This is a genomic window from Neobacillus sp., assembly GCF_031988165.1.
GTDB lineage: Bacteria > Bacillota > Bacilli > Bacillales > Cytobacillaceae > Neobacillus > Neobacillus rhizosphaerae.
Window position 1 is genome coordinate 1 of sequence record NZ_DALZYO010000038.1, and the last position, 26,498, is coordinate 26,498.

Consider the following 26,498-nt stretch of genomic DNA (forward strand, 5'->3'; position numbering starts at 1 on the left):
GATGTTGACTTATCGTAGGGAGAAGAGCGAAGTCCACTAGCCGATGGCGCCTGGAGCTGGACATTTCTCGAAGTCAAATGCTATATTTTCTTATTCTAATAAGAAAAGCGCAAGGCGCCCGTCTATCGGCGTATGGGCTGGAGCGCTTCGACTGAGATAAAGGAAACACGGAGAGCGTAGCGATCCGATGTTGACTTATCGTAGGGAGAAGAGCGAAGTCCACTAGCCGATGGCGCCTGGAGCTGGACATTTCTCGAAGTCAAATGCTATATTTTCTTATTCTAATAAGAAAAGCGCAAGGCGCCCGTCTATCGGCGTATGGGCTGGAGCGCTTCGACTGAGATAAAGGAAACACGGAGAGCGTAGCGATCCGATGTTGACTTATCGTAGGGAGAAGAGCGAAGTCCACTAGCCGATGGCGCCTGGAACTGGACATTTCTCGAAGTAGAAAATTAACTTCATTATCTTAAAAAAAGCTGCGATCTATTTAGTTTTCCTTGAGGAAATCGCTTAAGGCTTGAAGCACACCCACATTTTCCTCAAAAGAGCCCACCGTAACTCTAACTGCTGTCGGGAATCCTAATGCTTTTCCGGAGCGGACAATAAATCCCTTTTCAAGTAAATATTGAAAGACTTTATCACCATCTATTTTAAAATCGATTAAAATAAAATTAGTTTGTGAAGGATAGTAGTCCAACTGATTTTGTTCACAAAAATCATAAAATTGGGTTAGACCTTGTCTGTTTTTTTCTTTACAAACCTCAACAAATTCCTGATCATTAATTGCCGCAATGGCTGCTAATTGACCTAATGAATTAACATTAAAAGGCTCTCTTGCAGGCTCAAGTGCTTTTATGATTGTACGATTTGCAACTCCATATCCGACTCTTAAGCCCGCCATTCCATATATTTTAGAAAAGGTTCTAAGCACAATTAAATTTTCATACTTCCTTGTTAAATTAATGGAATCATAGTAATCTTCAGCTACGACATATTCATAGTAGGCTTCATCTAGCACGACTAGAATATGTGGGGGAACCTTTTCTAAAAACGGAATTAATTTATTTTCTGGTATATATGTACCCGTTGGGTTATTAGGGCTGCAGACCCAAATAACATTTGTCTGCTCGTCTATAGCCGCAAGCATTTCATCCAAATCATGTTCACCGTTTATAAGAGCTAATTCCTTAATAACGGCCCCTTCAATGATAGCGTTGTGTTTGTATTGTGAAAATGAGGGTGTTGCCATAATCGTACTTGCATTAGGATGCAAGAGTGACCTTGAAATAATTTGGATAAGATTATCTGAACCATTCCCTAAAATAAGTTCTTCCTCGTTAATCCCCAAAAATCCTGCAAGCTTCTCTCTTAAATGAGTGGCGTACCCATCAGGATAAATAGCTAAACTAGACGGGTTTGTTTGAAGGGCAGTAATAACCCCAGTTGAACATCCAAACGGGTTTTCATTGGAGGCAAGCTTTACAATCTTCTCCAGATTAAACTGTTTTTTAACTGCATCAATTGATCTTCCTGGCTGATATGGAGTAAGTCTCAATAATTGTTCTTTCCATCTCATTTTCTCCACCCCTTTAGTATTAGTAAAATAAAAAAATAAGAAAATTCTCTACAATGCCAAGCTATTATCTAAATCCGGTCTAAGCACCTTAGCTTCTCTTAAATAAACATGAATAATTTTTTCTTGGGAGAGGCCTGTATTCACATGCATCATAATTCTTACACACATATTCAAAGAATTAGGAACTTGCATTTCCCGCATACACATGACTGGTACATAAATCCAGCCCGGAAATTTCCGCAATGCTTTTGCCGGGAAGGCGGCATCAATATCTTCAGTAGTTGAGATAAATACGGACGCAACGGAATCAGGCTGTATATGATTCACTTCAATTAATTTTGCAAGAAGCTCTTCAGTGGCAGAAATAATCGCTTCCTCTGTATTGCCACTAACTGTTGTTGCTCCTCTCACCCCTCTGATCATAAAAAAGTCCCCCCTTGTTAAAAACTTTTAAGTTCTTCTAACAATTTTGTTTCGGATATTTTCTGAAGCTTTGGCAGTCCCAATTGCTCGAGTAAAACGAATCGAATCGAATCACCTACAGACTTTTTATCTTGTTTCATTTTGGCTAATAATTTTTCAAAGGAAAGATGATTTGGAATTTTTGTTTCATATCCTAGTTGTTCTACCCACTCAATAAATTCTTCTAAATGGAAGGAAAGATCTAGTAATTCTTTACTTAACTTCAAAGCAAAAATCATCCCTATCATAACCGCTTCACCATGAGTAAAGTTCCCATAACCCATTTCTGATTCAATGGCGTGCCCTAGCGTGTGCCCCAGGTTCAGGTAAGCTCGTATTCCCGTTTCCCTTTCATCCTGACTAACAAACTCATTTTTAATCCTAATGCCTTTTATTAACGAATTAGATAGTTGATCTAATGTTAGTAAATTAAGGTCATCAACATTATTTCGCAACCATTCATAGAATGTCGGATCAAAAATCAGTGCATGTTTAATAACTTCAGCAAATCCTGAACGGATTTCTTGGTCAGGCAAGGTAGTTATAAACTCAAGATCATAAAACACAGCTTCAGGTTGATAAAAAGCCCCAATCATATTTTTCCCAAGTGGGTGATTGATGGCCACTTTCCCGCCAACAGCACTATCATGAGCTAGAATAGTAGTCGGGACTTGAATAAAAGGGATACCTCTCATGTAGGATGAGGCAACGAATCCAGACAAATCCCCTACTGCTCCACCGCCAAATGAAAGAATAACTGATTTACGATCAAGGCGGTTTTCAAGTGCGGTTGATAGAGCATCATAATAAACTTCAAAGGTTTTAGTCTTTTCTCCACTTGGCCCTGTATAAATAATAGGCTCCCACGGTTTTAGACTGCTCAGCAATTTTTCAAGATGAAGCTTAGCTACCGTTTCATCTGTAATAATTAATATTCTTGTAAGGTCCTGAAAATGATTCGTTAAAAAAGTACCAATCTCATTCCTTACACCTTCTCCTACAAAGACATTATATTTTTTTGACTCTGTTTGGATGTGAATCGTTTCCATTAAAATTCCCTCGCAAATTCCCGCTGTCTTTTGATTTCTTCTGCAAAGGTTGCAAAGCGATCGCTGTAAAATTGTTCAACCAAAGCGTTCGCAAGTTCCCATGCCACAACACTCTCAGCAACAACAGCTGCGGCAGGTACAGCACAGCTGTCCGAACGCTCAATGCTGGCAGCAAACGGTTCTTTTGTTTCGATATCAATACTCATTAATGGTTTATATAACGTTGGAATCGGCTTCATCACACCGCGTACGACAATAGGCATTCCTGTCGTCATTCCACCCTCAAAACCTCCGAGACGATTTGTTTTCCGGTAGTATCCTTTTTCTTGATCCCAAGCGATTTCATCATGAACTTCGCTTCCAGGCTTTCTGGCTGCCTCAAAACCAATACCAATTTCTACCCCTTTAAACGCGTTAATACTCATAATAGCAGCTGCTAATTTTCCATCCAGTTTACGATCATAATGGACGTAACTTCCAACACCAACTGGCATACCAGTAGCGATTACTTCCACGACCCCACCAATGGAATCACCGTTTTTCTTCGCATTATCAATGGCTTGCATCATTTCTTGCTCCACATTTGGGTCTGCCGTTCGAACTGGGGAACTTTCTGTCCGCTCTTTTAAATCTTCCAATGTAATCGTGCTGTCAACGTTTGCTGTAACTCCACCAATTTCAACGACATGGGCGACAATACTGACTCCTACTAACGATAAAAGTTTCTTGGCTACTGCACCTGCTGCTACCCTAACGGTTGTTTCACGTGCAGAAGATCGCTCAAGCACATTTCGCATATCCCTTTGCCCATATTTTATAGCTCCATTTAGGTCAGCATGTCCTGGCCTTGCACGGGTTACCTTGCGTTTTATTTCATCCTCTTGTCCTTCTTCAACGGATTCAATACCCATTATATTGGTCCAATGCTTCCAATCGTTGTTTTTGACTACTAAAGTAATCGGCGATCCAAGCGTTTGTCCATGACGAACACCTGAGACAATTTCAGCTGTATCTTTCTCTATCTGCATTCGTCTCCCGCGGCCGTAACCTTTTTGCCGTCTTGCTAACTCCTCATTTATATCAGAAGCTGCTAACGTCATTCCCGCAGGGAGGCCTTCTAATATTGTCGTTAGCTGTGGTCCATGGGATTCTCCAGCCGTTAAGTATCTCATTCCCATCGTTCTTTCCCCCTTCAACTCATTAAAGAATTATGTATCAATATATCATAACATCCTCAATAAACCTAGTATAACTATTCAGAAAATAAGGGTAAAATTTTATATACGTATACAAAAAAGCACTTGTATAATTAAATACAAGTGCTCCGCTAATATTAAATTAGTAAATCCATTCATTCACTAACTTGGAGTACTCAACAACCCCAGTTTCTTTAAAAAACAAGCCAATTTCACGCTCTGCACTTGCTGGTGAATCAGAGCCGTGAATAACATTTTTTCCAACTGTTAGTCCAAAATCACCGCGAATCGTACCAGGTGCCGCATCCTTTGGATTAGTAGAACCCATCATTTGGCGAGCCGTACCGATGACATTTTCTCCTTGCCACACCATTGCAAATACAGGACCAGAGGTAATGAAATCAACTAATTCACCGAAAAATGGTCTTTCCTTATGCTCACCATAATGCTTTTCTGCAAGCTCTTTAGGGATGCTCATTAATTTAGCTCCAACCAATTGAAAGCCCTTTCTTTCAAAACGTGCAACAATTTCTCCAATTAAATTACGTTGTACTCCATCAGGCTTTACCATTAAAAATGTTTTCTCCATAAGTTCCACTCCTATATATTATGTATACTTAATTGTCATAGTGGACAATTCTTGAAAATGTTATCATTTTTTTGAATATTTAGCAACCAATTTAAAAGGTAGAAAAAACTTAACATATCATCACTTTTTTAAACTAAAAACGGTGAGAGAAACTCCTCTCATCGTTAATATTTTCGTCTGCCTATAAATTTTGCAATATCACGTAGTGTCTTCTTAGCCTTATTTGCAGGTAATTCTTCTAATATTTCAAGGGCTTTACTTAAATAATGATCACTCAGTTGAACTGATTTTTCGATTGCACCAGACTGCTTTATCAGGGTAATGATCCTTTGAATATCTGCTGATTCCATCTTTTCATGAACATTCTCAATTTCACTACGTATCGTAGCATCTTCTAAGGCAAATAGGGCTGGTGCCGTAATATTCCCATGCAATAGGTCACTGCCTGCAGGCTTTCCGAGTTCTTCCTCCGTTGCAACAAAGTCTAAAATATCATCAGTTATTTGGAATGACATCCCAACATAATACCCGAAACGGTAAAGTTTTTTATGAATGGTCTCCTCAACATCAGCAACAATTGCCCCTAACTGGCAGCTTGCAGCAATCAGTAAAGCAGTCTTTCTTTTAATTCTACGCAGATAATCGCGAAGATTTTGGTTAAAGCGGTACTTATCCTTGATTTGTTGAATTTCCCCCACTGTTACTTCAAAAATCGTATCAGCCAAGATTTTATGGGCCTCAGTTCTTTCAATGATTGTCATCAATTCAAGGGCTAAAGCAAAAACAAAGTCACCTGTATACATGGCAATTTTGTTATCCCATTTAGCTTTGACTGTTGGCTGACCCCTGCGAAGATCTGCATCATCGATAACATCATCATGAACAAGTGAAGCCATATGTATTAGTTCAAGGGCAACCGCCACATTTTTCATCACGTTGATATCATAATGACCAAATTTACCACCGAGCAAAACAAAAACAGGACGAATTCTTTTTCCTCCAGCTTGTAATGTATGCATAGAAGCTTGTTTCAAAAGACGAGACTCCGCTTGAATTGTCTCTTCGAGTTTTTTTTCAATTATGTTAATATCCGAATTCAAAAATGAATACATCATTTTTAATTTCATTTGTATTCACCCTGCTTTTCATCCTGTCTTCATTCAAATAATTATTTTTTATATCCAATATGAACTGCAGCTGCGCCGCCGCTGTATGGTTTGTATTTCACTTCATCAAACCCGGCCAGTTCAAACATGTGGGCAAGTTCTCTCATTCCAGGAAAATCGCGGGCAGACTCCTGAAGCCAAGAGTATTCTTTATAGCTCTTAGCAAATAATTTACCAAACATCGGCATGATAAATCGAAAATAAAAATAAAAAAGTTGCCTATAACCAATTAATGTTGGCTGCGAAGTTTCCAGACAAACAGCAAGGCCACCTGGCTTTACAACGCGATGCATTTCTTTTAATACCTGTAGGTAATCCGGCACATTTCTCAGTCCAAAACCAATCGTAACGTAATCAAAACTATTAGTTTCAAAAGGGAGCTCCATTGCATTCCCATGTATCAGGTCCACCTGGTTTAATCCTAGATCCTTAACCTTTTCAATCCCAACATTGAGCATATTCTGGCTAAAGTCAAGACCTGTTACACTGCCGGAAGGGCCTATGGTCTCTGCTAAAGCAATCGTCCAATCAGCTGTACCACAGCAAACATCGAGTGCTTTTGAGCCTGGCTGTACATTCATTCTTTTCATGGTGTCTTTTCGCCACTTGAGATGCTGTTGAAAACTGATAACAGAGTTCATTTTATCATAACTGTCAGAGATTTTTTCAAATACATCATGAACTCGTTCTTCCTTCGATTGCTGCATGTTTATTACCCTTCTTCCACAAAAGTTTTTGCAAATGACTGATGCTGATTTAAAAGAAAAGAAATTCTTTTCTCTAAATAATCATTTAAATACGGAAGCTGTGGAATTCCTTTTTCTATGATTTGTTTTGATTGTTCAAGATAGCGGTCACATACCATTAACAAATGATTTTGATGATCACTTGAAAGATTCACCAAATGATTATCATCTTTAGGATAAAGGTTTCTCTTTAATGCCTCGAATAATAAGGAGTTCCCAGCTTGAATAAATTGGTTTCTCTCAGCCAACAGTCGTTTAAAAAATAAAAGATTGGCAAGAATCTCATTCCAGATGTCTACTTTAAAATATTCAGCAAACCTTACATGTAAAGAACTCTCAATCTGCTTTATACTTGTCATGAGTTTTTCGATTCCGATTGTTTTTATCTGATAAACAAGAATTTTATGTTCATTTACCTCTTTTATTCCTTTGGCAAGTGCCTTAATCATCAAAATATCTTTTGATTCTGCAAGAAGCTTATAATATAAGCCACTATAATAATCACCGGCAAGAACCGTTAATTGTCGTCCTATTTCATTATCAGACGATTTCAAAATATGTTCATGTGTATCAAGGGCAATTTGGACCAGCATTGTTGACAGCGCGTAGTTTTCCATTTTGTTATAAGGCAAGTCGAGTCGGTCCATTATTGAGATGAGGATAAGGAGTTTATCTTCGTCAATAATTGGGGTTTCAATATATTCGAGCAAGTATGAGTTAAAAACTCTCTTTTCGACCTGCCCTCTAATACTTTTATATTTTTGTCGAATGTCCGGCACTCTAATCACCCCATAATCCCCTAAATATGATGTTTATATGTATGTTAATTTCTAAAAAATATAAAAGAAAATTCATGCCCATTAAATAAAAAATTAGCCTCTTACTTCTATAGGCAAGCAGAAACCATTATATCATAAAAGATATTACATGGGCAGGAATTCACAAAATAAACAATAACTAAATAAGACGATACCAAGCTAATTAAGATTAGCTTGTAAAGTTTTTAAATATTACTTCTTTATTTCACTTTCTACTTCACCAAAGTGAGTAAGAATTTTTGCATTTCCCCTAATTTTAATTGCGGAAGTATGCTCTGTAAATTGTGCAATTAGTACTTCACCTTTATCAAGCTTTTCTGAATGATGGAACTTTGTATCAGTCCCTCTGGTTAAGCCAATTACACTAACTCCATCATCAATGGCCTTTATCACCACAAAATCACTATTTTGCTGATTGCGCTTTTCCAATTTAATCACTCCAAATATGTTAGAAATATTCGATACTAATATTTTATTAAGGAAAGCACTTCAGAACGGGCAACTGCATCATCGGCAAGAGTTCCACGGACTGCGGTTGTAACTGTTTTTGAGCCGGGCTTTTTAACCCCGCGCATCGTCATGCACATATGCTCTGCTTCGACCACCACCATTACACCATGGGGATCCAGCTTTTCCATTATGCTGTCAGCAATGGTCGAGGTAATCCGCTCTTGCAGCTGCGGCCTTTTTGCAACCGCTTCAACAGCCCTTGCTAATTTACTTAGGCCTGTGACACGACCATTTTGTGGTATATAAGCCACATGTGCTTTTCCGAAAAAAGGGACCAGATGATGTTCACACATCGAATAAAACGGGATATCTTTAACCAGTACCAGCTCTTCATGGTCTTCACTAAAAATTGTCTCAAAATGCTGTTTAGGATCCTCATTTAAGCCGCTAAAAACTTCCTCATACATTTTTGCGACACGTTTCGGTGTATCAAGTAAACCTTCACGTTTTGGGTCTTCACCGATTGCTTCTAATATTAGACGTACCGCCTCTTCAATTTGGGCACGATTCACTTCTGTCATAAAGAATTCCTCCTAGCGTATATCTGTCAAGTATAGATAAAGACAACCCGCCGACAGGCAAGCCCCTAAGGGCGAAGACAGAGACGTAGTTGCGCTTATGCATTCAGAATTTATGAAAATAAATTCTGATTAGCTGACAAATACATATTAGCACAACCATTTCGGTCCAAGCAAAAAAATAATAAAGGCGCAGCCGCAAGAACTAAACGGTTGCAAGTTCACCCATAGAAAAAAGGCCATGGACATTCCCATGACCTTTTTGCTTTAGCCAACCGCTTAAAGCAATAAATATATGTAATTATTTTACTGCGTCTTTAAGCGCCTTGCCTGGTTTGAATGCTGGAACTTTGCTTGCAGCGATTTCGATTTCTTCACCTGTTTGAGGGTTGCGGCCTTTACGGGCAGCACGCTCACGTACTTCAAAGTTTCCAAAACCAATTAATTGTACTTTATCACCATTTTTTAAAGCATCTAAAATCGCATCAAAAACAGCATCAACTGCTTTTGTAGCGTCCTTCTTTGAAAGCTCGCTAGCTTCAGCAACTGCATTAATAAGTTCTGTCTTGTTCATGCCATTCACCTCCTCCCAAAGAAATTATCAAGATTCGTAAATAAGATTACTTATCTACATTTCTAAACAATTTTTTTAATTTCTATACGTTATAGCGCAGTTTAATTACCAAAGTAAGCCAAATTAACTGCTTTAGTGTCTTAAATCTATTTTTTTATAAAAAACCTTATGAAATAAAGGTTTTAAGCACTATAACGTAATTCTGTTAAAAGATTATCACAATCAATTCAGCATATCAAGAAGATTTCAAGATTTTATGGTAATCTTTTCGTTATTTCAACAAATTTCTCCTATACCGAACTCACTTCCTGTTAAATTTATTGACAAAATAAAAAAGACTCCAACTGGAGTCCAAGTCTAGAGGATAATGGCAATTAAGCCACCAGATCCTTCGTTAATTATTCTCTCTAATGTCTCTTTTAATTTATATCTTGCATTCTCCGGCATCAAGGAAAGCTTTGCTTGGATACCCTCACGAACAATGGAACTCAAGCTACGGCCGAAGATATCGGAATTCCAAATCGATAATGGGTCATCCTCAAAATCCTGCATTAGATAGCGAACTAGCTCCTCGCTTTGTTTTTCCGTACCAATGATTGGGGCGAATTCTGATTCCACATCAACTTTAATCATATGAATGGATGGTGCTACTGCTCTGAGTCTTACCCCAAACCTCGGACCCTGGCGGATAATTTCTGGTTCTTCAAGGCTCATGTCAGAGAGTGTTGGCGAGGCAATCCCATAACCTGTTTGTTTCACCATTTTTAATGCGTCGGCAATATGATCATATTCTGCTTTCGCATGGGCAAAATCCTGCATTAATTCAAGGAGATGATCTTTTCCTCTTATTTCTACACCGACGATTTCTTTTAATATGTCATCATATAATTCATCTGGTGCAAGTAAATCTATTTCGGCAACTCCTGAACCCATTTCAATCCCTGCTAGACCAGCACGCTCAATGAATTCATAGTCACTAAATTGCTGCACAACGCGGTCGACATCTCTTAATCTCTTAATATCCTTTACCGTTTCTTTAACGGCCTCCTGGTAGCTTTCACGAAGCCAGTGGTTTTCCCTAAGCACCATGACCCAACTCGGAAGATTCACATTGACTTCAAGCACAGGGAACTCGTATAGTGCTTCTCGAAGGACATTGAGGACATCACTGTCGCGCATACTCTCCACACTCATCGCAATGACAGGGATATCATATTTCTCAGCTAAACTTGATCTGAGTGTTTCCGTACTTGGATGGTATGGTTGGGCACTGTTCACAACCATTATAAATGGTTTCCCAACTTCCTTCAGTTCGTTGATGACTCTTTCTTCCGCCTCAATATAATTGCTTCTTGGGATTTCACCGATGGTTCCATCTGTGGTAACGACTACCCCAATTGTGGAATGTTCTTGGATAACCTTTCTTGTGCCGATTTCAGCTGCTTCATGAAATGGAATCGGCTCCTCATACCAAGGCGTATTAATCATTCTTGGTCCATTTTCATCCTCATATCCTTTTGCACCAGGAACAGTGTATCCTACGCAATCAACGAGCCTTATATTGACATTTAAACCTTCATCGACATGAACAGTGGCTGCCTGGTTAGGCACAAATTTCGGCTCTGTTGTCATGATGGTTTTGCCTGCTGCACTTTGTGGCAGCTCATCTTGTGCACGCGACCTCTCAGCTTCACTGTTTATATTCGGTAATACAACCAACTCCATGAATTTTTTAATAAATGTTGATTTTCCAGTTCGTACAGCTCCTACTACTCCTAAATAAATATCGCCGCCTGTTCTTTCGGCAATATCTTTAAAAATGTCAACCTTCTCCAAGTGATCCCCTCCCGATCATTGAGTAAAGTGGGATAATAATCATCCATTTAGGTATTTTTGGACAATATATGTTTATGACGTTGTCCTATCATGTTATGACACTTTTGTAAAATTTTTTTACCTCCTTACTTAAAACTCACTAGATAAATAAATATCTGTATTTCTCTGAACATTTGATTTTATAGATGAAGAATCGCCATATCGCATAAGATTTTAATACAAAAAAACCCTTCTCCTACAATATATTTCATAGGAAAAGGGTTATGACAAAATTATTCTTCTAAGAATACAGGTTCCTTCGTTTTTGAATCAATCGTATAGGGCAGGGAATAGGCAGGAACAAACATTGAATCGGTTAGTAAAATAGGACGAATATCCTCACCTGGTTTAAACTGTTTATCCGATTTCTTAAGCGACTGATAAAGGTCAGGTCGATAATCAACATATACCTCAGCATCGCCTGTAATAACTAGAGAAAGGTTTTGATTGGAAAATGGACTGATAACAAATGGTGGCTTCTCATAGCCTAATTGTTTAAAATCAAGCGAAAATACATTTTTGGCAAGTTGTGCTTTATATGGCGGATAACCTTTGGTTTTTATTCGTAGTTTAATATCGCGGATTGTTTCTGTCATCCTTAAATCAAACAACTTTACGGTTGGATGAGTTTCTACGTCAACAAGCACGTATTGAAAAATACCTCCATTTTCAAACGCATTTCCTGGAGGCTCAGCCATATACTTCGGGGTAATTCTTTTAAATTCAATCGGATATTTTTGATAAATCGGCGTATTCGCTTCCTTTGTTTTTATTGGCAGGATACCGCCATTATCCTTCTGAAAATCATCTACTGCCGTTTGTACCGCCTGAATTTGGTCTTTATAAGGGATTTGGTTTTTTGCTAATTCCTCCTCAGGGTACATACATCCCGACAATAGTAATACGGCTGAAACAAAAAAACAACTGAGCAGATTCCATTTCATACAATCACCTTTTTATCTATGTAATGATTTCGATTAGGCTAAGAAAACAATGAGTAGGGTTAATCCAGCAACAATCAAAAAGATATAGGCGACAATTGCTGTGATAAAACGGAGCACCCCTTTTAACTTATACCTGCTAAAATAAATGGTTATGATGGCAAGAAACATTAGAGCCATGCCGGCAATTGATATCCACATTTTTAACATACCTGGCGACAAACATCATTCCCCCTTTTTCAAATGTTAATTATATCACAGGTGAATCCATTCCTAAAAAGTTTTCAACCACATGCAAAAAAACTGAAGTAAAGAGGGGCGAATTCTCTACTTCAGTCAGTTGGACTAAATAACCCATTCTCCAGCGTCATACTACCAGGTTGCTTCGTTGCATTGTATGCAATCCAGTTTAAAAGCGCATCATAAGAACGCCTAATTTCTTAATGAAAAAGCACATTTTTAGTCTTCCGTATTTCTTTCATCAAGTACATTCACTAAATCTTCCATCTCATGAGTTTTACCTCGTGCCATTAGCACATCGACTGCGTCCTTAGCATTCTTGTCATTAAATAAAACATCATAAAGTGCAAAAGTAATTGGCATCTTGACATTGTACTTTTTTGCCAGTTGAAAGGCGGCTTTGGTTGTCCTAACACCTTCTACAACCATCCCCATACTATCAAGAACTTCATCAAGTGTTTTCCCTTTCCCCAGCATATTTCCCGCTCTCCAGTTCCTTGAATGGACACTTGTACAAGTAACTATTAAATCACCAATACCTGTTAAACCAGAGAAGGTTAAGGGATTGGCACCCATCTTCGTGCCAAGACGAGCAATCTCCGCTAAACCTCTTGTCATTAGGGCTGCTTTCGCATTATCCCCATATCCAAGCCCATCAGTTATTCCGGCAGCTAAGGCTATAATATTCTTTAATGCACCACCAATTTCAACTCCGACGACATCTGAATTCGTATAAACACGAAAATTGTGGTTAATGAACAAATCCTGGATTTTTTCAGCTGCTTCCATATTTTCTGATGCTACTGTAACAGTTGTTGGATACCTAAGGCTTACTTCCTCCGCATGACTTGGACCAGAAAGGACAACAACGTCCTTTAAAAGCTTATTCGGTGTCTCTTCCTTAATCATTTCGGTAATACGCAAAAGGGTATCAGGCTCAATACCTTTACTTACGTGTGCGATAGTAATAGGATCAGCCAAAACAGCTCGTATTTTTCCGAGAACTTCACGAATTGCCTTTGTTGGAACGGCTAAAATAACTGTTTCTACACCCACTAAAGAATCACTTAAGGAAGCATAGCCAACAATCAATTCCGGCAGCACAATTCCAGGCAAATATTTTTTATTGGTGTGATGTTCGTTTATTTCATTCACCTGGTCTTCATTATGGCTCCATAGACGGACCTCATGAGCATTATCTGCTAGTACCATGGCAAGGGCTGTTCCCCAGCTTCCTGCGCCCACAACGGCTATTGCTGCTTTTTTTGCCTGCATTTCATTACACCCACCTTATCGTTATTTTCTTTCTCTCGCATAAATTTTGATAGGGGTTCCCTCGAATCCAAATGCGTCTCTAATTCTATTCTCGAGAAAACGCTCATAGGAGAAATGCAGTAATTCAGGTTCGTTGACAAAAACAACAAAAGTAGGAGGTTTGACTGCTACCTGTGTCGCATAATAAATCTTTAATCGTTTCCCTTTGTCTGATGGTGTGGGATTCATCGCTACCGCATCCATAATAACATCATTTAACACACTTGTTTCAACCCGCATCGAATGATTTTCACTTGCCGTATTAATCATAGGCAACAAGGTATGAATACGTTTCTTTGTTTTAGCCGATAAAAACACAATTGGCGCATAACTTAGAAATAAGAAATGTTCCCTAATATTCTGTTCAAGCTCTTTCATGGTCTTTTCATCTTTCTCAATTGCATCCCATTTATTTACCACAATAACTACAGCACGGCCTGCCTCATGGGCATAACCGGCAATTTTCTTATCCTGCTCAATTATTCCCTCTTCGGCATTGATGACAACAAGAACTACATCCGAACGTTCAATTGCCCTTAAAGCACGGAGGACACTATATTTTTCGGTACTCTCATACACTTTTCCTTTTTTCCTAATTCCTGCTGTATCAATGATGACATATTTTTGTCCATTATACGTATAAGGAGAATCGACAGCATCACGAGTTGTACCCGCAATATTGCTGACGATGACACGTTCTTCACCTAAGATTGCATTGACTAGTGAAGATTTACCGACATTAGGCCGACCAATTAAGGAAAATTTGACCACATCTTCATCATATTCGATTGGCTTATTTTTTGGAAAATGTTTGGCTGCTTCGTCCAATAAATCACCAAGGCCTAATCCGTGTGAGCCGGAAACTGGAATTGGCTCTCCAAAGCCTAGTGAATAAAAATCATAAATTTGCTCTCTCATTTCAGGATTATCGATTTTATTTACTCCTAAGACGATAGGCTTTTTCGTCTTATATAAAATTTTTGCTACTTCTTCATCCGCAGCGGTAACCCCTTCTCGTCCATTTGTTAAGAAGATAATAACATCTGCTTCATCAATCGCTACTTCAGCTTGCTGACGAATTTGCTCTAAAAACGGTTCATCACCAATATCAATTCCGCCAGTATCGATTACATTAAAGTCATGTGTCAGCCACTCACCAGAACTATAAATCCGATCTCTTGTTACTCCTGGAACATCTTCGACGATGGAAACTCGTTCACCGACAATCCGATTAAAAATGGTTGATTTCCCAACGTTTGGCCGTCCTACAATGGCAATAACAGGTTTAACCATTATGATCGCCATCCTTTCTTTCATATATTGAAAATACTTTTTGTTATGTTAGCAATCCCTATAGTTCTTATTAAGTAAAGAAACCCTTCTGTCATCGAGAAGGGCCTAACTTTATTATTTTATCAATGTTAATCCTTTCTCGCAATTGAAAGCTTAACAAGAATTGATTTTACGATGATTTTTGTTTTCCTTTTTCAAAAAAATGAAAATGAGTTTGGAAAATGGAACCTGCATTTTCAATGAAACTCCATCCTGCCAGCAAAGCCACAATTAATGAACAAACATCTAAGTAAGCAAAAGCTCCAATTGAATAAGGAAATTGAAGCTTATTTAAGATATAGGCATATAAAAACTCCCCCTGCATGGTGCCACTCACTATAATCAGCAATCGGCCTTTTAAAGTTTTTTGCAAGAGAATCGCAAGATAGCCAAAGCATATTCCCATCATCCATTCCTTCTTAAAGATAATCCAAATAGGATCAAAAATCTCGAACAAATGGAAAGTAACATAGGCAATGGATACTATAAATGAACAGATAAAATAATAAATAATGGCTCCAAGTTTTTCCTGACTATAAAATATGTATGAGACGGCTAATAAAAATAATCCACTCGCATGGATTTCAAACCCGCTAGCCATGAATTGGATATTCGATACTACTAACACAATAAGAACGAAAGCAGATAGTTTAAAACGGTATCGGTTTTGTTTATTTAATATAAATGTGAAGTAGACCCAAAACGACCAACAAATCCAGTAAAACATTGCCCCTTCCATCTCACACACCTCCTATTATTCTCATTATTGGTATTCTTTATGTATTTTCATACTTCCTTGAATAATATTTTCAATGTGATTCATCTTATTAATAGGAGGTGTGGATGAATGGGTAAAGACCGCCAAGAAAAAAAGCTAAAAGCGAGCAGGAGAGTGGAGTCAGACCGTGATCAAGCATTACACTATCCCGATGCAACCAAGCTCTCAAGTCCTGAAGAAGCACGAGGATTAAATGATGGCAAAAAATAAGTAATACCAAAAAGCTCTCGCAGTTCAACGGCGAGAGCTTTTACTTAATGGAACGCTGGCTAAATCGTTTAGTATCTATTCCTCTTTGGTGAAGCCAATGGTATGTTTCACCGGAAATTATTAATGGCACATTTTGTAAATCTGTAATAGTTTGGGCTCCTAAAGCAGTCATAATCATAGTTAATTCCTTATGAAGGTTTCCGATTTCTTCTTGTAAAGCATCCGATCCCTTCTCCATAAGTATTCGCAAGAAATACCCGGCCATACCAATTGCATTTGCACCTAAAGCTAAACCCTTAGCGATGTCAGATCCTGTTAAAAAGCCACCTGAGCCGATAATGGTTATATTATTAGAATTGGATGCAGCTTCAATGATTGATATGGGCGTAGGAATGCCCCATTGATTAAAAAATGTGAATATTTTTTCTCTGCGTTTGTTTTCTATTTCTGCAAAGTTTGTTCCCCCAGAGCCGCCAATATCAATCGCCGTGACACCGGTTGTTGCAAGAGAATCAACCGTTTCCCTCGTCATCCCGAATCCAACCTCTTTAACAATTACAGGAATGTCCACCGCTTTAACAATGGATTCAATTCTTTTTAAGACACCGGTAAAATCACGGTCTCCTTCTGGCATGGTCAGTTCTTGAATCACATTTAAATGTATTTGCAGGGCATTAGCTTCAATCATATCGATTGCCGCTTTCGCATTCTCTGATGTTGCTTCACTGCCTAAATTAGCGATGATAACCCCGTCAGGATTTTCCTTTCTGACTACTTCGTAAGTATATCTTTCACCTTTATCTTTTAAAGCAGACATTTGCGAGCCTACAGCCATAGCCAACCCGGTACGTTTAGCAACAATGGCAAGTTCTTTGTTAATCTGGAACGTTCTTTCACCGCCGCCGCCTGTCATTGCATTGATAAAAATTGGCGAACTTAAAGAAAGTCCGCCAATGGAGTGATCTAATCGAACATCGAACACACTGATATTTGGTAAGCTCTGGTGAAGAAATTTAACATCGTCGAAAACTGTCGAGCTGTTTTGCCTATTTTCAAGAGCAAAGCGAATGTGGTCCCATTTTCGTTCAAATCTAGACACGTAAAATCACCATTATTTTCTTAGATTCTTTAATTTGTCACCAATGACTTCACCAAGTTGGAAGCCTTTTGATTCCTCAGGAAGCTCATAATCGAGATTTTCCTCATCCTCTTTCTCAAGAAGTTCTTTAATACTTAATGAAAGACGTTGATCCTGTTCATTGGCATCTAAAACCTTTACTTTCACTTCTTGTCCTTCTTTAAGAACTTCATGCGGTGTCCCTATATGCTTATGAGCGATTTGAGAAATATGAACAAGTCCTTCAACACCAGGGAAAACCTCTACAAAAGCACCGTATGAGACTAATCTTTTTACTGTCCCAGTTAAAATACTTCCTTTTGGAGCTTTTTCAGAAATATTTGCCCAAGGTCCTGGAAGTGTTTCTTTTATAGACAAAGAAATTCTTTCATTATCACGATCAACATTTAATACTTTCACTTGAACTTGCTGGCCTTCCTGTACAACATCTGTTGGCTTATCAACATGTTCATACGATAATTGTGAAATATGAACAAGACCATCAATACCGCCAATATCGACGAATGCGCCAAAATCAGTAATTCTTTGAACGGTACCATCAATGATTTGGCCTACTTGTAATGAACCAAGTCTACTTTGTTTTTGTTTCCCCTTCTCTTCTTCTACCACAGCTCGGTGAGAAAGGATTAAGCGGTTCTTTTCTTTATCAAGTTCAACTATTTTTAAGGTAAGATTACGATCTTTGTAATCGCTGAAATCTTCAACGAAGAAGGCTTCAACAAGAGATGCCGGCACAAATCCGCGGACACCTAGATCAACAACAAGGCCGCCTTTAACAACGTCTTTTACCTCAGTTTCAAAAATTTCTCCACTTTGAAATTTTTGTTCTAAGGTTTCCCATGCCTTCTCCGCATCTACTTTTCTTTTTGAAAGAATTAAAGCTTCTTCCTCTACTTTTAATACTTCTAATTCAAGTTCATCACCTTCGTGAACAGCATCGGATGCTTTTTCAATATGCAAGCTTGAAAGCTCACTAATTGGGATAATTCCATCAAGTTTACTACCTTGAATCGCCACAAGCACCTGCTTCTCTTCTACTTTAGTAACTTGTCCAGTTACTTTGTCCCCAATTTCAAAGCTTCTCACATCTACTTGATTAAATTCTTCCGACATATGTATTCCTCCTTAATCCATTTACTTCTAAAAAAATCTATATATGATTTGGTGAAGGCAACGCAGCAGACACCACATATAAAACCATTTTAAAAAGAAAAGAATATTCTAAAAAAGACTCTTTTTTATAACTTCTTACAAATAGTCTATTTTGTCAAGCAGAAACCTATTGATGCTCTTTGATTAGTTTATGAATTTCTGACATAATTAATTCAGTAACCTCGTCTGCAGATGCTTTATTTGTTCTCATTTCTTCCATTGCTATCGGCGGTCCGTATACTACCTTTAACCTGCCAAAACTTTTATATGGACCGATAACCGCACAAGGAACCACTAGGGCATCTGACCTTAGGGCGAAAAAACCTGCCCCTGAGAGTCCTTTTCCTAGCTCCCCAGTCTTACTTCTTGTTCCCTCTGGAAATAGTCCGAAAACATGTCCATCCTTTAAAACCTTTAATCCTGATCTAAGTGCCTCACGGTCCCCAAATCCTCTTTTTACTGGGAAGGCATTACATTTTCTAACAATACCACCCAACACAGGTACGCGAAAAATTTCTTCCTTCGCCATATAGTGAACAGGCCGAGGTGCCATGATTCCTACAATGATTGGGTCGAAATTATGAATATGATTGGAACATAGAAGAACTCCGCCCTCTTTAGGGAAATTTTCTACTCCAATTGCCTTAACCCGATACCACGGTTTAAAAATCCCATAAACAACTGACTTTGCAAACCCATAAAACGTCAATCTAATCCAATCCTTTCTTGCACCAGAACCATTATTTTTTCAACAACATTAGGAATGGTCAATGAGGTTGTGTTAATTTCAATTGCATCTTCGGCCTTTTTTAAGGGTGCTATTTCTCTCTCTGAGTCAATTTTATCTCTACGTGCAATTTCCATCTTTAATTTATCCAAATCGGATGAAAATCCTTTTTGAATATTTTCATTATGACGCCGGACAGCTCGTTCATCGACACTAGCAAGTAAAAATACTTTTACTTCTGCACCTGGTAATACATGTGTTCCAATATCCCGACCATCCATCACAACACCCCCGCCTATAGCAAAAGCTTGCTGCCTTCTGACCATTTCTTCACGGACCGCTTGATGTTTTGCAACATACGACACAGAATTGGTAACTTCTGCAGAACGAATTTCATCTGTTATATCTTGATTGTCAAGATATACCAATTGCCCTTTATCTGATGGTAGCAATTTAATATCTGATGATAAGAGTGTATCTAATAAAGGAGCCTCTTCTTCAAGATTTATACGGTTAACAATTGCTTTGTATGTTAATGCCCGGTACATTGCACCAGTATCGATATAAATGTAAGATAGCTTTTCTGCCACAATTTTTGCTACTGTACTCTTTCCGGCTGCAGCAGGGCCGTCAATTGCGATTGATAATTTCTTTTTCATAAATCCTCCTATAACAAATCATGATTGTCTCATATGTTGTCTTCTTTATATTTTACCATAAGAAAGAGAAATGCTTCTTATTTTTCACTTATTAAAACAATAAAAAATAAAGCAGGAAAACCTGCTTTATTACTTGGTTTGAAGGGTTTGGAGAATTTCTGTAAATGTATTTTCATTTACGCCCTCATATTTTGTTAATTGTTTAATTTGAGGTAGAACATCCATCTGATGAAAAAAGAACTGAGATAAAAGTAGAAAAACAAATTGAATGATAACAACCTTCAGTAGAACCGTTTCAACTCTTTTCATTACAATCACTCCAGCATTCATATATTCTTATTATTGGGATCAGTGATTTTTTTTATTCAAGGAAGCAGTGTGGATGAACGGAATATGAGAAAAGGAAAAGCAGTCGCTTTTCCTCACAAAACGTCATCATATATGGCCTCAGCATTTTTTAATTTCTCAACCTCTTCTTCCTTTCCATTTGTGGCGTTAATAAAAATTCGGTATGTGTCATTTCCAACGGTTCCTAAAAATTCATAACAGAGAACCTCTTCATTTAGATCATTGACAATATAAGCCTGCCGATCCTCCATCACTTTAAAGTTCGGATTTACCTTCGATCGAGCCTGTTCAAGAGAAATAACGGGTTTTTCTATTTTCCTAGTATGGAAAGATTTTAAGTACTCTTCTGCAGATAGACCAATAATATCTCCTTTATCTAGTGCGACTTTTACTTTTACTGCTTCAGGATAAATTCTAATGCCGTTAATATTTGTGACAAAATTGAAAACGCCTATATTATCATATTGTGTGCTTTCAAATACCTCTAAATTTTTAAAACCCGTTTCTTTTAGGAAAGCACCAGCTTTGTTATCAGCTTCATTTAGACTGAGAACTTGTTTTTTAACGTCCCGGTTATTTATAAACCAAATGGGATGCCCTGCCTTTTTGGTTATATCCATGCTAGCTTCTTGGCCAGTGTTTTTATTTTTTATCGAAACACTATAAAAACCGTAATCGGAGCCTTTGCCATTTTCAGTCACTTTCACAGTAGCATTTCCATCAAACTTCATATAACTTTTAGCAATCTTGATTGCTTCCTGGCGGGAAATTGTTTTTCCTTTTATTTTTTTAAAATTTTCATCTTTTTTCTTCATATTAGTAAAGGTAGGCCCATGGTCCGATTCTTCATATCCAGTTACAGTCTTTTCAACTGTTTTAAAACCATCAATAATCGTATTGTCGGTTGCTTCTTTTCCTGACGCAAGTGCAAGTTCAACATCCATCCAGCGGAGGTTATTTTTCAAAACCATATGTTGAACATTTCTGAGCTCATTCTGGATATCACCTGACTGTTTATATAGTGTTTGTAATGTACTATACTCCTTTTTTGATAACGGTTCCTTGTCCAAATCCCTGGCAGCTGTACGATAACTAAAGTTTCCGATATTCGCCAAAAACTCTTCGGTCTTGTTAAATGGTAATAGTGTTAATGGCAACTGCCCAACATCACCATGTGCCTCCGATGTAAGTCTCCATACCTCAACTAATGATGGAGATAAAGAATGTCTGGAATTCATGGCCAATGTTGTCCCAATTTTATCGTGTAATATATCCATACGATAGGAAAGATTATGAAACGCTCGTTGATAATTGTTTTCTGCATTTAAGAGAACCGCATTTTTTTCCTGATGTTCTTGGTAACCCCAAAAGGCTGTTCCTGCGATACCTAAAGCAAGAACACCGATTAATATCCCTCTAATCATTTCCATTCACCTCTCTACTTACAAAAAATATGTTTGCCAATTCGTTTTATTTGCGGCCTTCCCCATATCCACCCACTTGTGGCAGTATCCGGATTAAAATAGTACAATGCATCACCGGTTGGGTCCCATCCATTGATTGCATCGACTACCGCTTTTTTTGAAGATTCATTAGGGGTAAGCCAAATCTGCCCATCAGCTACAGCTGTAAAGGCTCCAGGTTCAAAAATAACCCCAGAAACGGTGTTAGGAAACGATGAACTATTTACACGGTTCAGAATAACAGCGGCTACGGCAACTTGGCCTGTATACGATTCTCCTCTTGACTCCCCATGAACAGCATTCGCCATTAAGCGGATATCATTTTGCGAATAGCCATTTGGAGTGTTTGCAGCTGTTGGTTTTTTGGGTGCGGCTTTCGAAGCAGCTTGTTTGGCTGGTGCTTTGGCCGCAGGAGCTTTGTTATTAGGTTTACTTTGCTTGCTTTGATTAACTCCACCGTAATGGGTAAACTTTTTCTTGGAATTGATTTGTTTTTTTACAAATTGTTCATTATATTTGCTAACCTTGGCTAGTTTTGCTTTAGTTGTCGCCCCTGCCACCCCGTCAATTGGCAGCCCAAATTCATATTGAAAGTTTCTTAGCGCCCAATATGTACTCCAACCAAAAACTCCATCAATTTTCCTATTATAGTATCCAATATATTGAAGCCTAGATTGTAGTTCAATAACATCATCACCAACAGCTCCTTTTTGAATTACCTGTTTGGAGAAAGCGTGAGCCTCATTATTTTCCAAAAAGGATAATGGAAAAGTTAGAAAAAAGATTAATATGAAGAGTTTTATTAAGATTTTTTTCTTTAACATGGAATAATAACCCCCAAAGTGAGTCTTTTTAACAGTAACTCTATTTTTTGTTATATCCGTGTTTTTATTCCATTTAAAATGGAATAAATAAAAAACCCTTCATCATGAATGAAGAGTTTTTTGGACTTGATATTGTTTTTTAAAATGATTGGCGCTTAAAGCTTTAGCTTTTTTCACTTTTCGCAATCCAAACCACCAAAGGAAAATCATAAACGGAAAAATAATAAACAGCCAATTTTCCAGAGAAATCAAGATATAATCATAGGTTCCATGCAGAATAAAAGGCAAAAGCAGAGAGAATATAATCCACTTTCCTTTCTTTCCTTCAGTAAACTTTGCTTTTCCAATATAAAAGCCCATAATTACCCCAAAAAGGGCATGGCTAGAAACAGGTAGTAAAGCACGTGTCATCGCATGTTCAATCCCATTTGCAAGTAAATATAAAATATTTTCAGCCGTTGCAAAACCAAGGGAAACAGCTACTCCATAGACAATTCCATCAAAAGGTTCATCAAACTCAACATGCTGATAAACAGCATAAAAAAGGATGAACCATTTAAAAAATTCTTCAAGCAGGCTTGAGCTAAGAAACGCATCGAAAAGATGAGAGTTCACCAAATGCTCTGTTTCAAGTACATGCTGGATAAACATGATAGGAAACATCAATAAAACACCGTACAAAAATGTACGAAGTACAAAGGAAATTGGCTCTGGCTCATATTCATCTTTTAAATAAAAATAACAAAGTAAAGCCAGACCGGGGGCAACTCCAGCCGATAAAATTCCCAGCATGATGAACCTCTTTTCAAATCCATTTTCTTAATCGTACCATGTAACCTCCATATTGAAAATGATAGATTATTCCACTTGAAATATTCCTATTATTAAACATTTCATGATAATATATCGACTCAAAAATTAATATTCTCCAAGCCGCTAGCAATCGCAACGGCTAATTTTATTCTTGCCTTTTTGCTATCATTGTCACTACCAAGGATTACACCTTTATTATAAAGGTCGTAAGCACTTCCTTCGTAGTCATAGGTTGTGTACACAGAACCCTCTTCTGCACTTGTGGTTACGACCAACTTGATTCCAGCATTAATAGCCTTATCAATTTCTTCCATCATTTTAGGAGCCACCTGGCCGCGTCCTACACCTTCAAGGACAATCCCGCCAACGCCTGCCTCTCTGGCAGCCTTGATAAATTTCCCATCTGCTCCAATATAACATTTAATAATTTCAACCTGCGGAATCGAAATGTTAATTTCAAAATGCTCGCGTTTAATTGGTTTTTGAAAGACATGGACCTGGTCGTTGTCAATGATGCCAAGGTAACCAAACCCAAATGCATTAAACCCTTGAATATTGGAAGCATGTTCTTTTTTTACATATCTTGCAGCAAAAATTCGTTCATTGAAGACAACAACGGTTCCCGCACTCTTTAAATCAATTGAGCAGGCTGAATAAATCGCATGCCTTAAATTAATATACACATCACTTCCTAAATCTTCAGGAGACCGCTGCGAACCTGTTACTACTACTGGTCTGTCGTCTTTAATCGTTAAATCTAGGAAGTAGGCCGTTTCTTCCATTGTATCGGTACCGTGCGTTACCACGACACCGCAAACCGTCTCATCCTGGAAATAATCGTCAATCTTATTCTTTAAGACAAGTAAATCTTCAAAGGTAATATGAATGCTTGCTTTTTGAAAGACTGATTCAACAACCACTTCAATATCTTTTGGTAATTGACACATTGCTGCCAGTTCTTCACCGGTTAAGGCACCCGAAGCTAATTTACCAGATCCCTTATTTGGTTTACTAGCTATTGTACCGCCTGTTGTTAATAAAACAACCTTTTTCATTTATTATCACCCTTTACTTCAATGTCTGTGATGGAACGTGCAATTTGTTCACCATGGAACCTGCCATTTTCAATGAAAATTTCATTCGCATTATTTCCTGCAGCAAGAACGCCTGCAATATAAATACCATTAATATTTGTTTCCATTGTATCAGGATTAATGAATGGTCTTCCTGACTCCTGATCAATTTTCACACCTATTGTTTTTAAAAATTGATGATCTGGATGGTATCCTATCATAGCAAAGACAAAATCGTTCCTTACTTCTTTCTCTTCACCGTCTTTTGTATAAATCACTTGATTGTCCGTAATTTTTTTCACATGAGCATTAAATTCCATTAAAATGGTTCCTGTTCGAACTAACGCTTCAAATTCAGGTAGAATCCATGGTTTAATGCTAGGAGAATATTCTTTACCTCGATATAACACAGTCACTCTTGCTCCGGCCTTTACAAGTTCAAGCGCTGCATCAACACTAGAATTTTTCCCGCCAATAACACACACATCTTTATTAAAATATGGATGGGCTTCTTTAAAATAATGATAAACCTTTGGAAGGTCCTCCCCTGGAACGTTCATATAATTTGGGTTATCATAATAACCAGTCGCAATGACTACATAACGTGTGAAATAAGTATGTTTATTGGTCGTTACTTGAAATAGACCATCCGGCTGTTTAGCGACATCTAATACCTTTTCAAACGCATTAATCCGCAGTCCCTTTTTCTTGACTACCTCTCTGTAATAGACGAGCGCTTGATTTCGCTTCGGTTTATAACTTTCAGTGATAAATGAGACGTCACCAATTTCTAGCTTTTCACTTGTACTAAAAAAAGTTTGATGTGTAGGGTAATGGTAGATAGCGTTCACAACATTACCTTTTTCAATGATTAGAGGTGTTTTCCCAATTTCCTGTAGGGCTATAGCCGCTGCTAAGCCGCACGGACCTCCCCCAACGATAATACTATCCTCAATTTGCAAAATGGATACACTCCTTAACTAAAACGTATATATTTTTCATCAAAAAACTCCTACCGTCTTATGATAGGAGTTTTTTGCTTATGTTTCAATGTTTAAGTTATTATATCCAGCCTCTGAAACGGCTTGCCTCTGCCATTTTTCTTACACCGACCATATAGGCAGCAAGACGCATATCAACACGGCGTGTTTGGGCAGTGTCATAAATATTTTTAAACGATTTAACCAATATTTTTTCAAGTTTTTCTTCTACTTCTTCCTCTGACCAATAGTACCCTTGGTTATTTTGAACCCACTCAAAATAAGAAACGGTAACCCCACCTGAAGATGCAAGCACATCTGGTACAAGAAGAATTCCCCGCTCTGTTAATATTTCCGTAGCCTCTAAAGTGGTTGGACCATTGGCAGCCTCCACAACGATGCTTGCACGAATATTATGAGCATTTTCTTCTGTAATTTGGTTTTCAATGGCAGCAGGAACAAGAATATCACAATCTAGTTCTAGCAATTCTTTATTTGTTATCGTGTTATTAAATAATTTTGTAACCGTTCCAAAACTGTCTCGTCTATCTAAAAGATAATCAATATCAAGTCCGTTTGGATCATGTAATGCACCGTAGGCATCAGAAATTCCAATTACCTTTGCCCCAGCATCATGCATGAATTTCGCTAAAAAGCTTCCCGCGTTACCGAAGCCTTGAACAACAACCCTTGCACCCTCAATTTGAATGCCTTTCTTTTTAGCTGCTTCGCGAATACAGATGGTCACACCTTTTGCCGTTGCCGATTCACGTCCATGTGAGCCTCCAAGCACAAGCGGCTTACCAGTGATAAATCCAGGAGAGTTAAATTCATCAATTCGGCTATATTCATCCATCATCCATGCCATGATTTGCGAATTTGTAAACACGTCTGGTGCTGGAATATCCTTCGTTGGTCCTACAATTTGGCTGATAGCTCGTACGTATCCACGGCTTAACCTTTCAAGCTCTCTAAATGACATATCTCGAGGATCGCAAACAATTCCACCCTTACCACCGCCATATGGTAGATCAACGATGCCGCACTTCAAGCTCATCCAAATGGAAAGTGCTTTTACTTCTGTTTCTGTCACACCTGGGTGGAAACGGATTCCACCTTTTGTCGGCCCAACTGCATCATTATGCTGCGCACGGTAGCCCGTAAATATTTTTATTGAACCATCGTCCATTCTAATTGGAATTTTAACTGTCATCAAACGTAACGGCTCTTTCAAGAGCTCGTATACCTCTTCAGGATAACCTAACTTTTCAAGGGCCTTATGAATAACAGTCTGTGTTGATTTCAACACATCATGCTTTTCCTCTTGATTAGTCTTTTCATTAGCTTTTTCGGCTACCATTTGTAATCCTCCTAAGAAATCACTTTTACGAATGTTGTCCGCTTTCAGACACAAGTATACACGTTTA

29 protein-coding genes are annotated in these 26,498 nt (G+C 38.1%); 1 reads left to right on the plus strand and 28 read right to left on the minus strand.

The genetic code is table 11. The features are described 5' to 3' along the window. Positions 1–487 precede the first annotated feature (487 nt). The 17 genes from hisC to RTR43_RS19950 form a co-directional block, all read right to left on the minus strand. Positions 488–1,576 (minus strand): histidinol-phosphate transaminase, encoded by a 1,089-nt coding sequence (gene hisC / locus RTR43_RS19870; RefSeq protein WP_312474296.1) that lies wholly within the window; start codon positions 1,574–1,576, stop codon positions 488–490. A gap of 48 nt (positions 1,577–1,624) precedes the next feature. After that, complete coding sequence (gene aroH / locus RTR43_RS19875) at positions 1,625–1,999, minus strand: chorismate mutase (RefSeq protein ID WP_248736019.1); 375 nt, start codon at positions 1,997–1,999, stop codon at positions 1,625–1,627. A 17-nt stretch (positions 2,000–2,016) separates the two neighbouring features. Further along, positions 2,017–3,087, minus strand: a complete 1,071-nt coding sequence (gene aroB / locus RTR43_RS19880) for a 3-dehydroquinate synthase (protein ID WP_312474302.1) — start codon at positions 3,085–3,087, stop codon at positions 2,017–2,019. Beyond that, positions 3,087–4,259 (minus strand): chorismate synthase, encoded by a 1,173-nt coding sequence (gene aroC, locus RTR43_RS19885; RefSeq protein WP_312474448.1) that lies wholly within the window; start codon positions 4,257–4,259, stop codon positions 3,087–3,089. The genes aroB and aroC overlap by 1 nt, the downstream gene beginning before the upstream one ends. Before the next feature lie 166 nt (positions 4,260–4,425). Continuing rightward, positions 4,426–4,872, minus strand: coding sequence for a nucleoside-diphosphate kinase (gene ndk, locus RTR43_RS19890; RefSeq protein WP_312474305.1), 447 nt, complete (start codon positions 4,870–4,872; stop codon positions 4,426–4,428). A gap of 164 nt (positions 4,873–5,036) precedes the next feature. Further along, a complete protein-coding gene (gene hepT, locus RTR43_RS19895; RefSeq protein WP_248736016.1) occupies positions 5,037–5,999 on the minus strand; it encodes a heptaprenyl diphosphate synthase component II in 963 nt (320 codons plus the stop codon). A gap of 41 nt (positions 6,000–6,040) precedes the next feature. Beyond that, a complete protein-coding gene (locus tag RTR43_RS19900; protein WP_312474309.1) occupies positions 6,041–6,745 on the minus strand; it encodes a demethylmenaquinone methyltransferase in 705 nt (234 codons plus the stop codon). Positions 6,746–6,750: 5 nt separating this feature from the next. Next, a complete protein-coding gene (locus tag RTR43_RS19905; protein WP_312474311.1) occupies positions 6,751–7,572 on the minus strand; it encodes a heptaprenyl diphosphate synthase component 1 in 822 nt (273 codons plus the stop codon). Positions 7,573–7,794: 222 nt separating this feature from the next. Next, a complete protein-coding gene (gene mtrB, locus RTR43_RS19910; protein WP_248736013.1) occupies positions 7,795–8,031 on the minus strand; it encodes a trp RNA-binding attenuation protein MtrB in 237 nt (78 codons plus the stop codon). A 35-nt stretch (positions 8,032–8,066) separates the two neighbouring features. Then, on the minus strand, positions 8,067–8,633 hold the full coding sequence (gene folE, locus RTR43_RS19915) for a GTP cyclohydrolase I FolE (RefSeq protein ID WP_248736012.1): 567 nt from the start codon (positions 8,631–8,633) through the stop codon (positions 8,067–8,069). Positions 8,634–8,931: 298 nt separating this feature from the next. Then, positions 8,932–9,204 carry a non-specific DNA-binding protein Hbs gene (hbs, locus tag RTR43_RS19920; RefSeq protein WP_024030636.1) on the minus strand — a complete coding sequence of 91 codons (273 nt, stop codon included), beginning with the start codon at positions 9,202–9,204 and terminating at the stop codon, positions 8,932–8,934. A gap of 357 nt (positions 9,205–9,561) precedes the next feature. Continuing rightward, positions 9,562–11,040: a stage IV sporulation protein A gene (gene spoIVA, locus RTR43_RS19925; protein WP_248736011.1), complete on the minus strand. Its 1,479-nt coding sequence runs from the start codon at positions 11,038–11,040 to the stop codon at positions 9,562–9,564. 272 nt (positions 11,041–11,312) lie between these two features. Further along, on the minus strand, positions 11,313–12,023 hold the full coding sequence (locus RTR43_RS19930; RefSeq protein WP_312474324.1) for a hypothetical protein: 711 nt from the start codon (positions 12,021–12,023) through the stop codon (positions 11,313–11,315). Positions 12,024–12,056: 33 nt separating this feature from the next. After that, a complete protein-coding gene (locus RTR43_RS19935) occupies positions 12,057–12,242 on the minus strand; it encodes a DUF2768 domain-containing protein (protein WP_248736009.1) in 186 nt (61 codons plus the stop codon). 237 nt (positions 12,243–12,479) lie between these two features. Next, positions 12,480–13,535, minus strand: a complete 1,056-nt coding sequence (locus RTR43_RS19940) for an NAD(P)H-dependent glycerol-3-phosphate dehydrogenase (RefSeq protein ID WP_312474330.1) — start codon at positions 13,533–13,535, stop codon at positions 12,480–12,482. A 21-nt stretch (positions 13,536–13,556) separates the two neighbouring features. Next, positions 13,557–14,867 (minus strand): ribosome biogenesis GTPase Der, encoded by a 1,311-nt coding sequence (gene der, locus RTR43_RS19945; RefSeq protein ID WP_312474332.1) that lies wholly within the window; start codon positions 14,865–14,867, stop codon positions 13,557–13,559. 169 nt (positions 14,868–15,036) lie between these two features. Continuing rightward, positions 15,037–15,645 carry a YphA family membrane protein gene (locus tag RTR43_RS19950; RefSeq protein ID WP_312474334.1) on the minus strand — a complete coding sequence of 203 codons (609 nt, stop codon included), beginning with the start codon at positions 15,643–15,645 and terminating at the stop codon, positions 15,037–15,039. Between the two features lie 108 nt (positions 15,646–15,753). Between RTR43_RS19950 and RTR43_RS19955 the strand changes: the two genes are divergently transcribed. Continuing rightward, entirely contained in the window at positions 15,754–15,894 is a 141-nt protein-coding gene (locus RTR43_RS19955) for a YpzI family protein (RefSeq protein WP_248736005.1), read from the plus strand. A 40-nt stretch (positions 15,895–15,934) separates the two neighbouring features. Here the strand turns inward: RTR43_RS19955 and fni are convergent, their stop codons facing one another. From fni to RTR43_RS20010, 11 genes are all read right to left on the minus strand, one after another. Beyond that, positions 15,935–16,993, minus strand: coding sequence for a type 2 isopentenyl-diphosphate Delta-isomerase (fni, locus tag RTR43_RS19960; protein WP_312474339.1), 1,059 nt, complete (start codon positions 16,991–16,993; stop codon positions 15,935–15,937). Positions 16,994–17,005: 12 nt separating this feature from the next. Further along, entirely contained in the window at positions 17,006–18,145 is a 1,140-nt protein-coding gene (gene rpsA, locus RTR43_RS19965; protein ID WP_312474341.1) for a 30S ribosomal protein S1, read from the minus strand. A gap of 166 nt (positions 18,146–18,311) precedes the next feature. Continuing rightward, entirely contained in the window at positions 18,312–18,893 is a 582-nt protein-coding gene (locus RTR43_RS19970; protein WP_312474344.1) for a lysophospholipid acyltransferase family protein, read from the minus strand. Continuing rightward, positions 18,890–19,570 carry a (d)CMP kinase gene (cmk, locus tag RTR43_RS19975; RefSeq protein ID WP_248736001.1) on the minus strand — a complete coding sequence of 227 codons (681 nt, stop codon included), beginning with the start codon at positions 19,568–19,570 and terminating at the stop codon, positions 18,890–18,892. The genes RTR43_RS19970 and cmk overlap by 4 nt, the downstream gene beginning before the upstream one ends. 129 nt (positions 19,571–19,699) lie before the next feature. Beyond that, positions 19,700–19,879, minus strand: coding sequence for a YpfB family protein (locus RTR43_RS19980; RefSeq protein ID WP_248736000.1), 180 nt, complete (start codon positions 19,877–19,879; stop codon positions 19,700–19,702). A gap of 113 nt (positions 19,880–19,992) precedes the next feature. Further along, a complete protein-coding gene (ypeB, locus tag RTR43_RS19985) occupies positions 19,993–21,342 on the minus strand; it encodes a germination protein YpeB (protein ID WP_312474350.1) in 1,350 nt (449 codons plus the stop codon). Positions 21,343–21,356: 14 nt separating this feature from the next. Further along, on the minus strand, positions 21,357–22,205 hold the full coding sequence (gene sleB, locus RTR43_RS19990) for a spore cortex-lytic enzyme (RefSeq protein ID WP_312474352.1): 849 nt from the start codon (positions 22,203–22,205) through the stop codon (positions 21,357–21,359). Positions 22,206–22,307: 102 nt separating this feature from the next. After that, positions 22,308–22,997, minus strand: a complete 690-nt coding sequence (gene prsW, locus RTR43_RS19995) for a glutamic-type intramembrane protease PrsW (RefSeq protein WP_312474355.1) — start codon at positions 22,995–22,997, stop codon at positions 22,308–22,310. Positions 22,998–23,116: 119 nt separating this feature from the next. Beyond that, complete coding sequence (locus RTR43_RS20000; protein ID WP_312474358.1) at positions 23,117–24,073, minus strand: asparaginase; 957 nt, start codon at positions 24,071–24,073, stop codon at positions 23,117–23,119. Next, on the minus strand, positions 24,070–25,053 hold the full coding sequence (locus RTR43_RS20005; RefSeq protein ID WP_312474360.1) for a YpdA family putative bacillithiol disulfide reductase: 984 nt from the start codon (positions 25,051–25,053) through the stop codon (positions 24,070–24,072). Before RTR43_RS20005 ends, RTR43_RS20000 begins: the two co-directional genes overlap by 4 nt. Before the next feature lie 100 nt (positions 25,054–25,153). Continuing rightward, the gene (locus RTR43_RS20010) at positions 25,154–26,431 is read right to left on the minus strand and encodes a Glu/Leu/Phe/Val family dehydrogenase (protein WP_312474362.1); all 1,278 of its coding nucleotides are present in this window, start codon (positions 26,429–26,431) and stop codon (positions 25,154–25,156) included. Between the last annotated feature and the right edge of the window lie 67 nt (positions 26,432–26,498).

Coding starts and splice junctions, on each gene's coding strand:
- hisC (WP_312474296.1), bottom strand. CDS start 1,576: ATGAGATGGAAAGAACAATTATTGAGACTTACTCCATATCAGCCAGGA.
- aroH (WP_248736019.1), bottom strand. CDS start 1,999: ATGATCAGAGGGGTGAGAGGAGCAACAACAGTTAGTGGCAATACAGAG.
- aroB (WP_312474302.1), bottom strand. CDS start 3,087: ATGGAAACGATTCACATCCAAACAGAGTCAAAAAAATATAATGTCTTT.
- aroC (WP_312474448.1), bottom strand. CDS start 4,259: ATGAGATACTTAACGGCTGGAGAATCCCATGGACCACAGCTAACGACA.
- ndk (WP_312474305.1), bottom strand. CDS start 4,872: ATGGAGAAAACATTTTTAATGGTAAAGCCTGATGGAGTACAACGTAAT.
- hepT (WP_248736016.1), bottom strand. CDS start 5,999: ATGAAATTAAAAATGATGTATTCATTTTTGAATTCGGATATTAACATA.
- RTR43_RS19900 (WP_312474309.1), bottom strand. CDS start 6,745: ATGCAGCAATCGAAGGAAGAACGAGTTCATGATGTATTTGAAAAAATC.
- folE (WP_248736012.1), bottom strand. CDS start 8,633: ATGACAGAAGTGAATCGTGCCCAAATTGAAGAGGCGGTACGTCTAATA.
- hbs (WP_024030636.1), bottom strand. CDS start 9,204: ATGAACAAGACAGAACTTATTAATGCAGTTGCTGAAGCTAGCGAGCTT.
- RTR43_RS19930 (WP_312474324.1), bottom strand. CDS start 12,023: ATGAAATGGAATCTGCTCAGTTGTTTTTTTGTTTCAGCCGTATTACTA.
- RTR43_RS19940 (WP_312474330.1), bottom strand. CDS start 13,535: ATGCAGGCAAAAAAAGCAGCAATAGCCGTTGTGGGCGCAGGAAGCTGG.
- der (WP_312474332.1), bottom strand. CDS start 14,867: ATGGTTAAACCTGTTATTGCCATTGTAGGACGGCCAAACGTTGGGAAA.
- RTR43_RS19950 (WP_312474334.1), bottom strand. CDS start 15,645: ATGGAAGGGGCAATGTTTTACTGGATTTGTTGGTCGTTTTGGGTCTAC.
- RTR43_RS19955 (WP_248736005.1), top strand. CDS start 15,754: ATGGGTAAAGACCGCCAAGAAAAAAAGCTAAAAGCGAGCAGGAGAGTG.
- rpsA (WP_312474341.1), bottom strand. CDS start 18,145: ATGTCGGAAGAATTTAATCAAGTAGATGTGAGAAGCTTTGAAATTGGG.
- cmk (WP_248736001.1), bottom strand. CDS start 19,570: ATGAAAAAGAAATTATCAATCGCAATTGACGGCCCTGCTGCAGCCGGA.
- RTR43_RS19980 (WP_248736000.1), bottom strand. CDS start 19,879: ATGAAAAGAGTTGAAACGGTTCTACTGAAGGTTGTTATCATTCAATTT.
- ypeB (WP_312474350.1), bottom strand. CDS start 21,342: ATGATTAGAGGGATATTAATCGGTGTTCTTGCTTTAGGTATCGCAGGA.
- sleB (WP_312474352.1), bottom strand. CDS start 22,205: ATGTTAAAGAAAAAAATCTTAATAAAACTCTTCATATTAATCTTTTTT.
- prsW (WP_312474355.1), bottom strand. CDS start 22,997: ATGCTGGGAATTTTATCGGCTGGAGTTGCCCCCGGTCTGGCTTTACTT.
- RTR43_RS20000 (WP_312474358.1), bottom strand. CDS start 24,073: ATGAAAAAGGTTGTTTTATTAACAACAGGCGGTACAATAGCTAGTAAA.
- RTR43_RS20010 (WP_312474362.1), bottom strand. CDS start 26,431: ATGGTAGCCGAAAAAGCTAATGAAAAGACTAATCAAGAGGAAAAGCAT.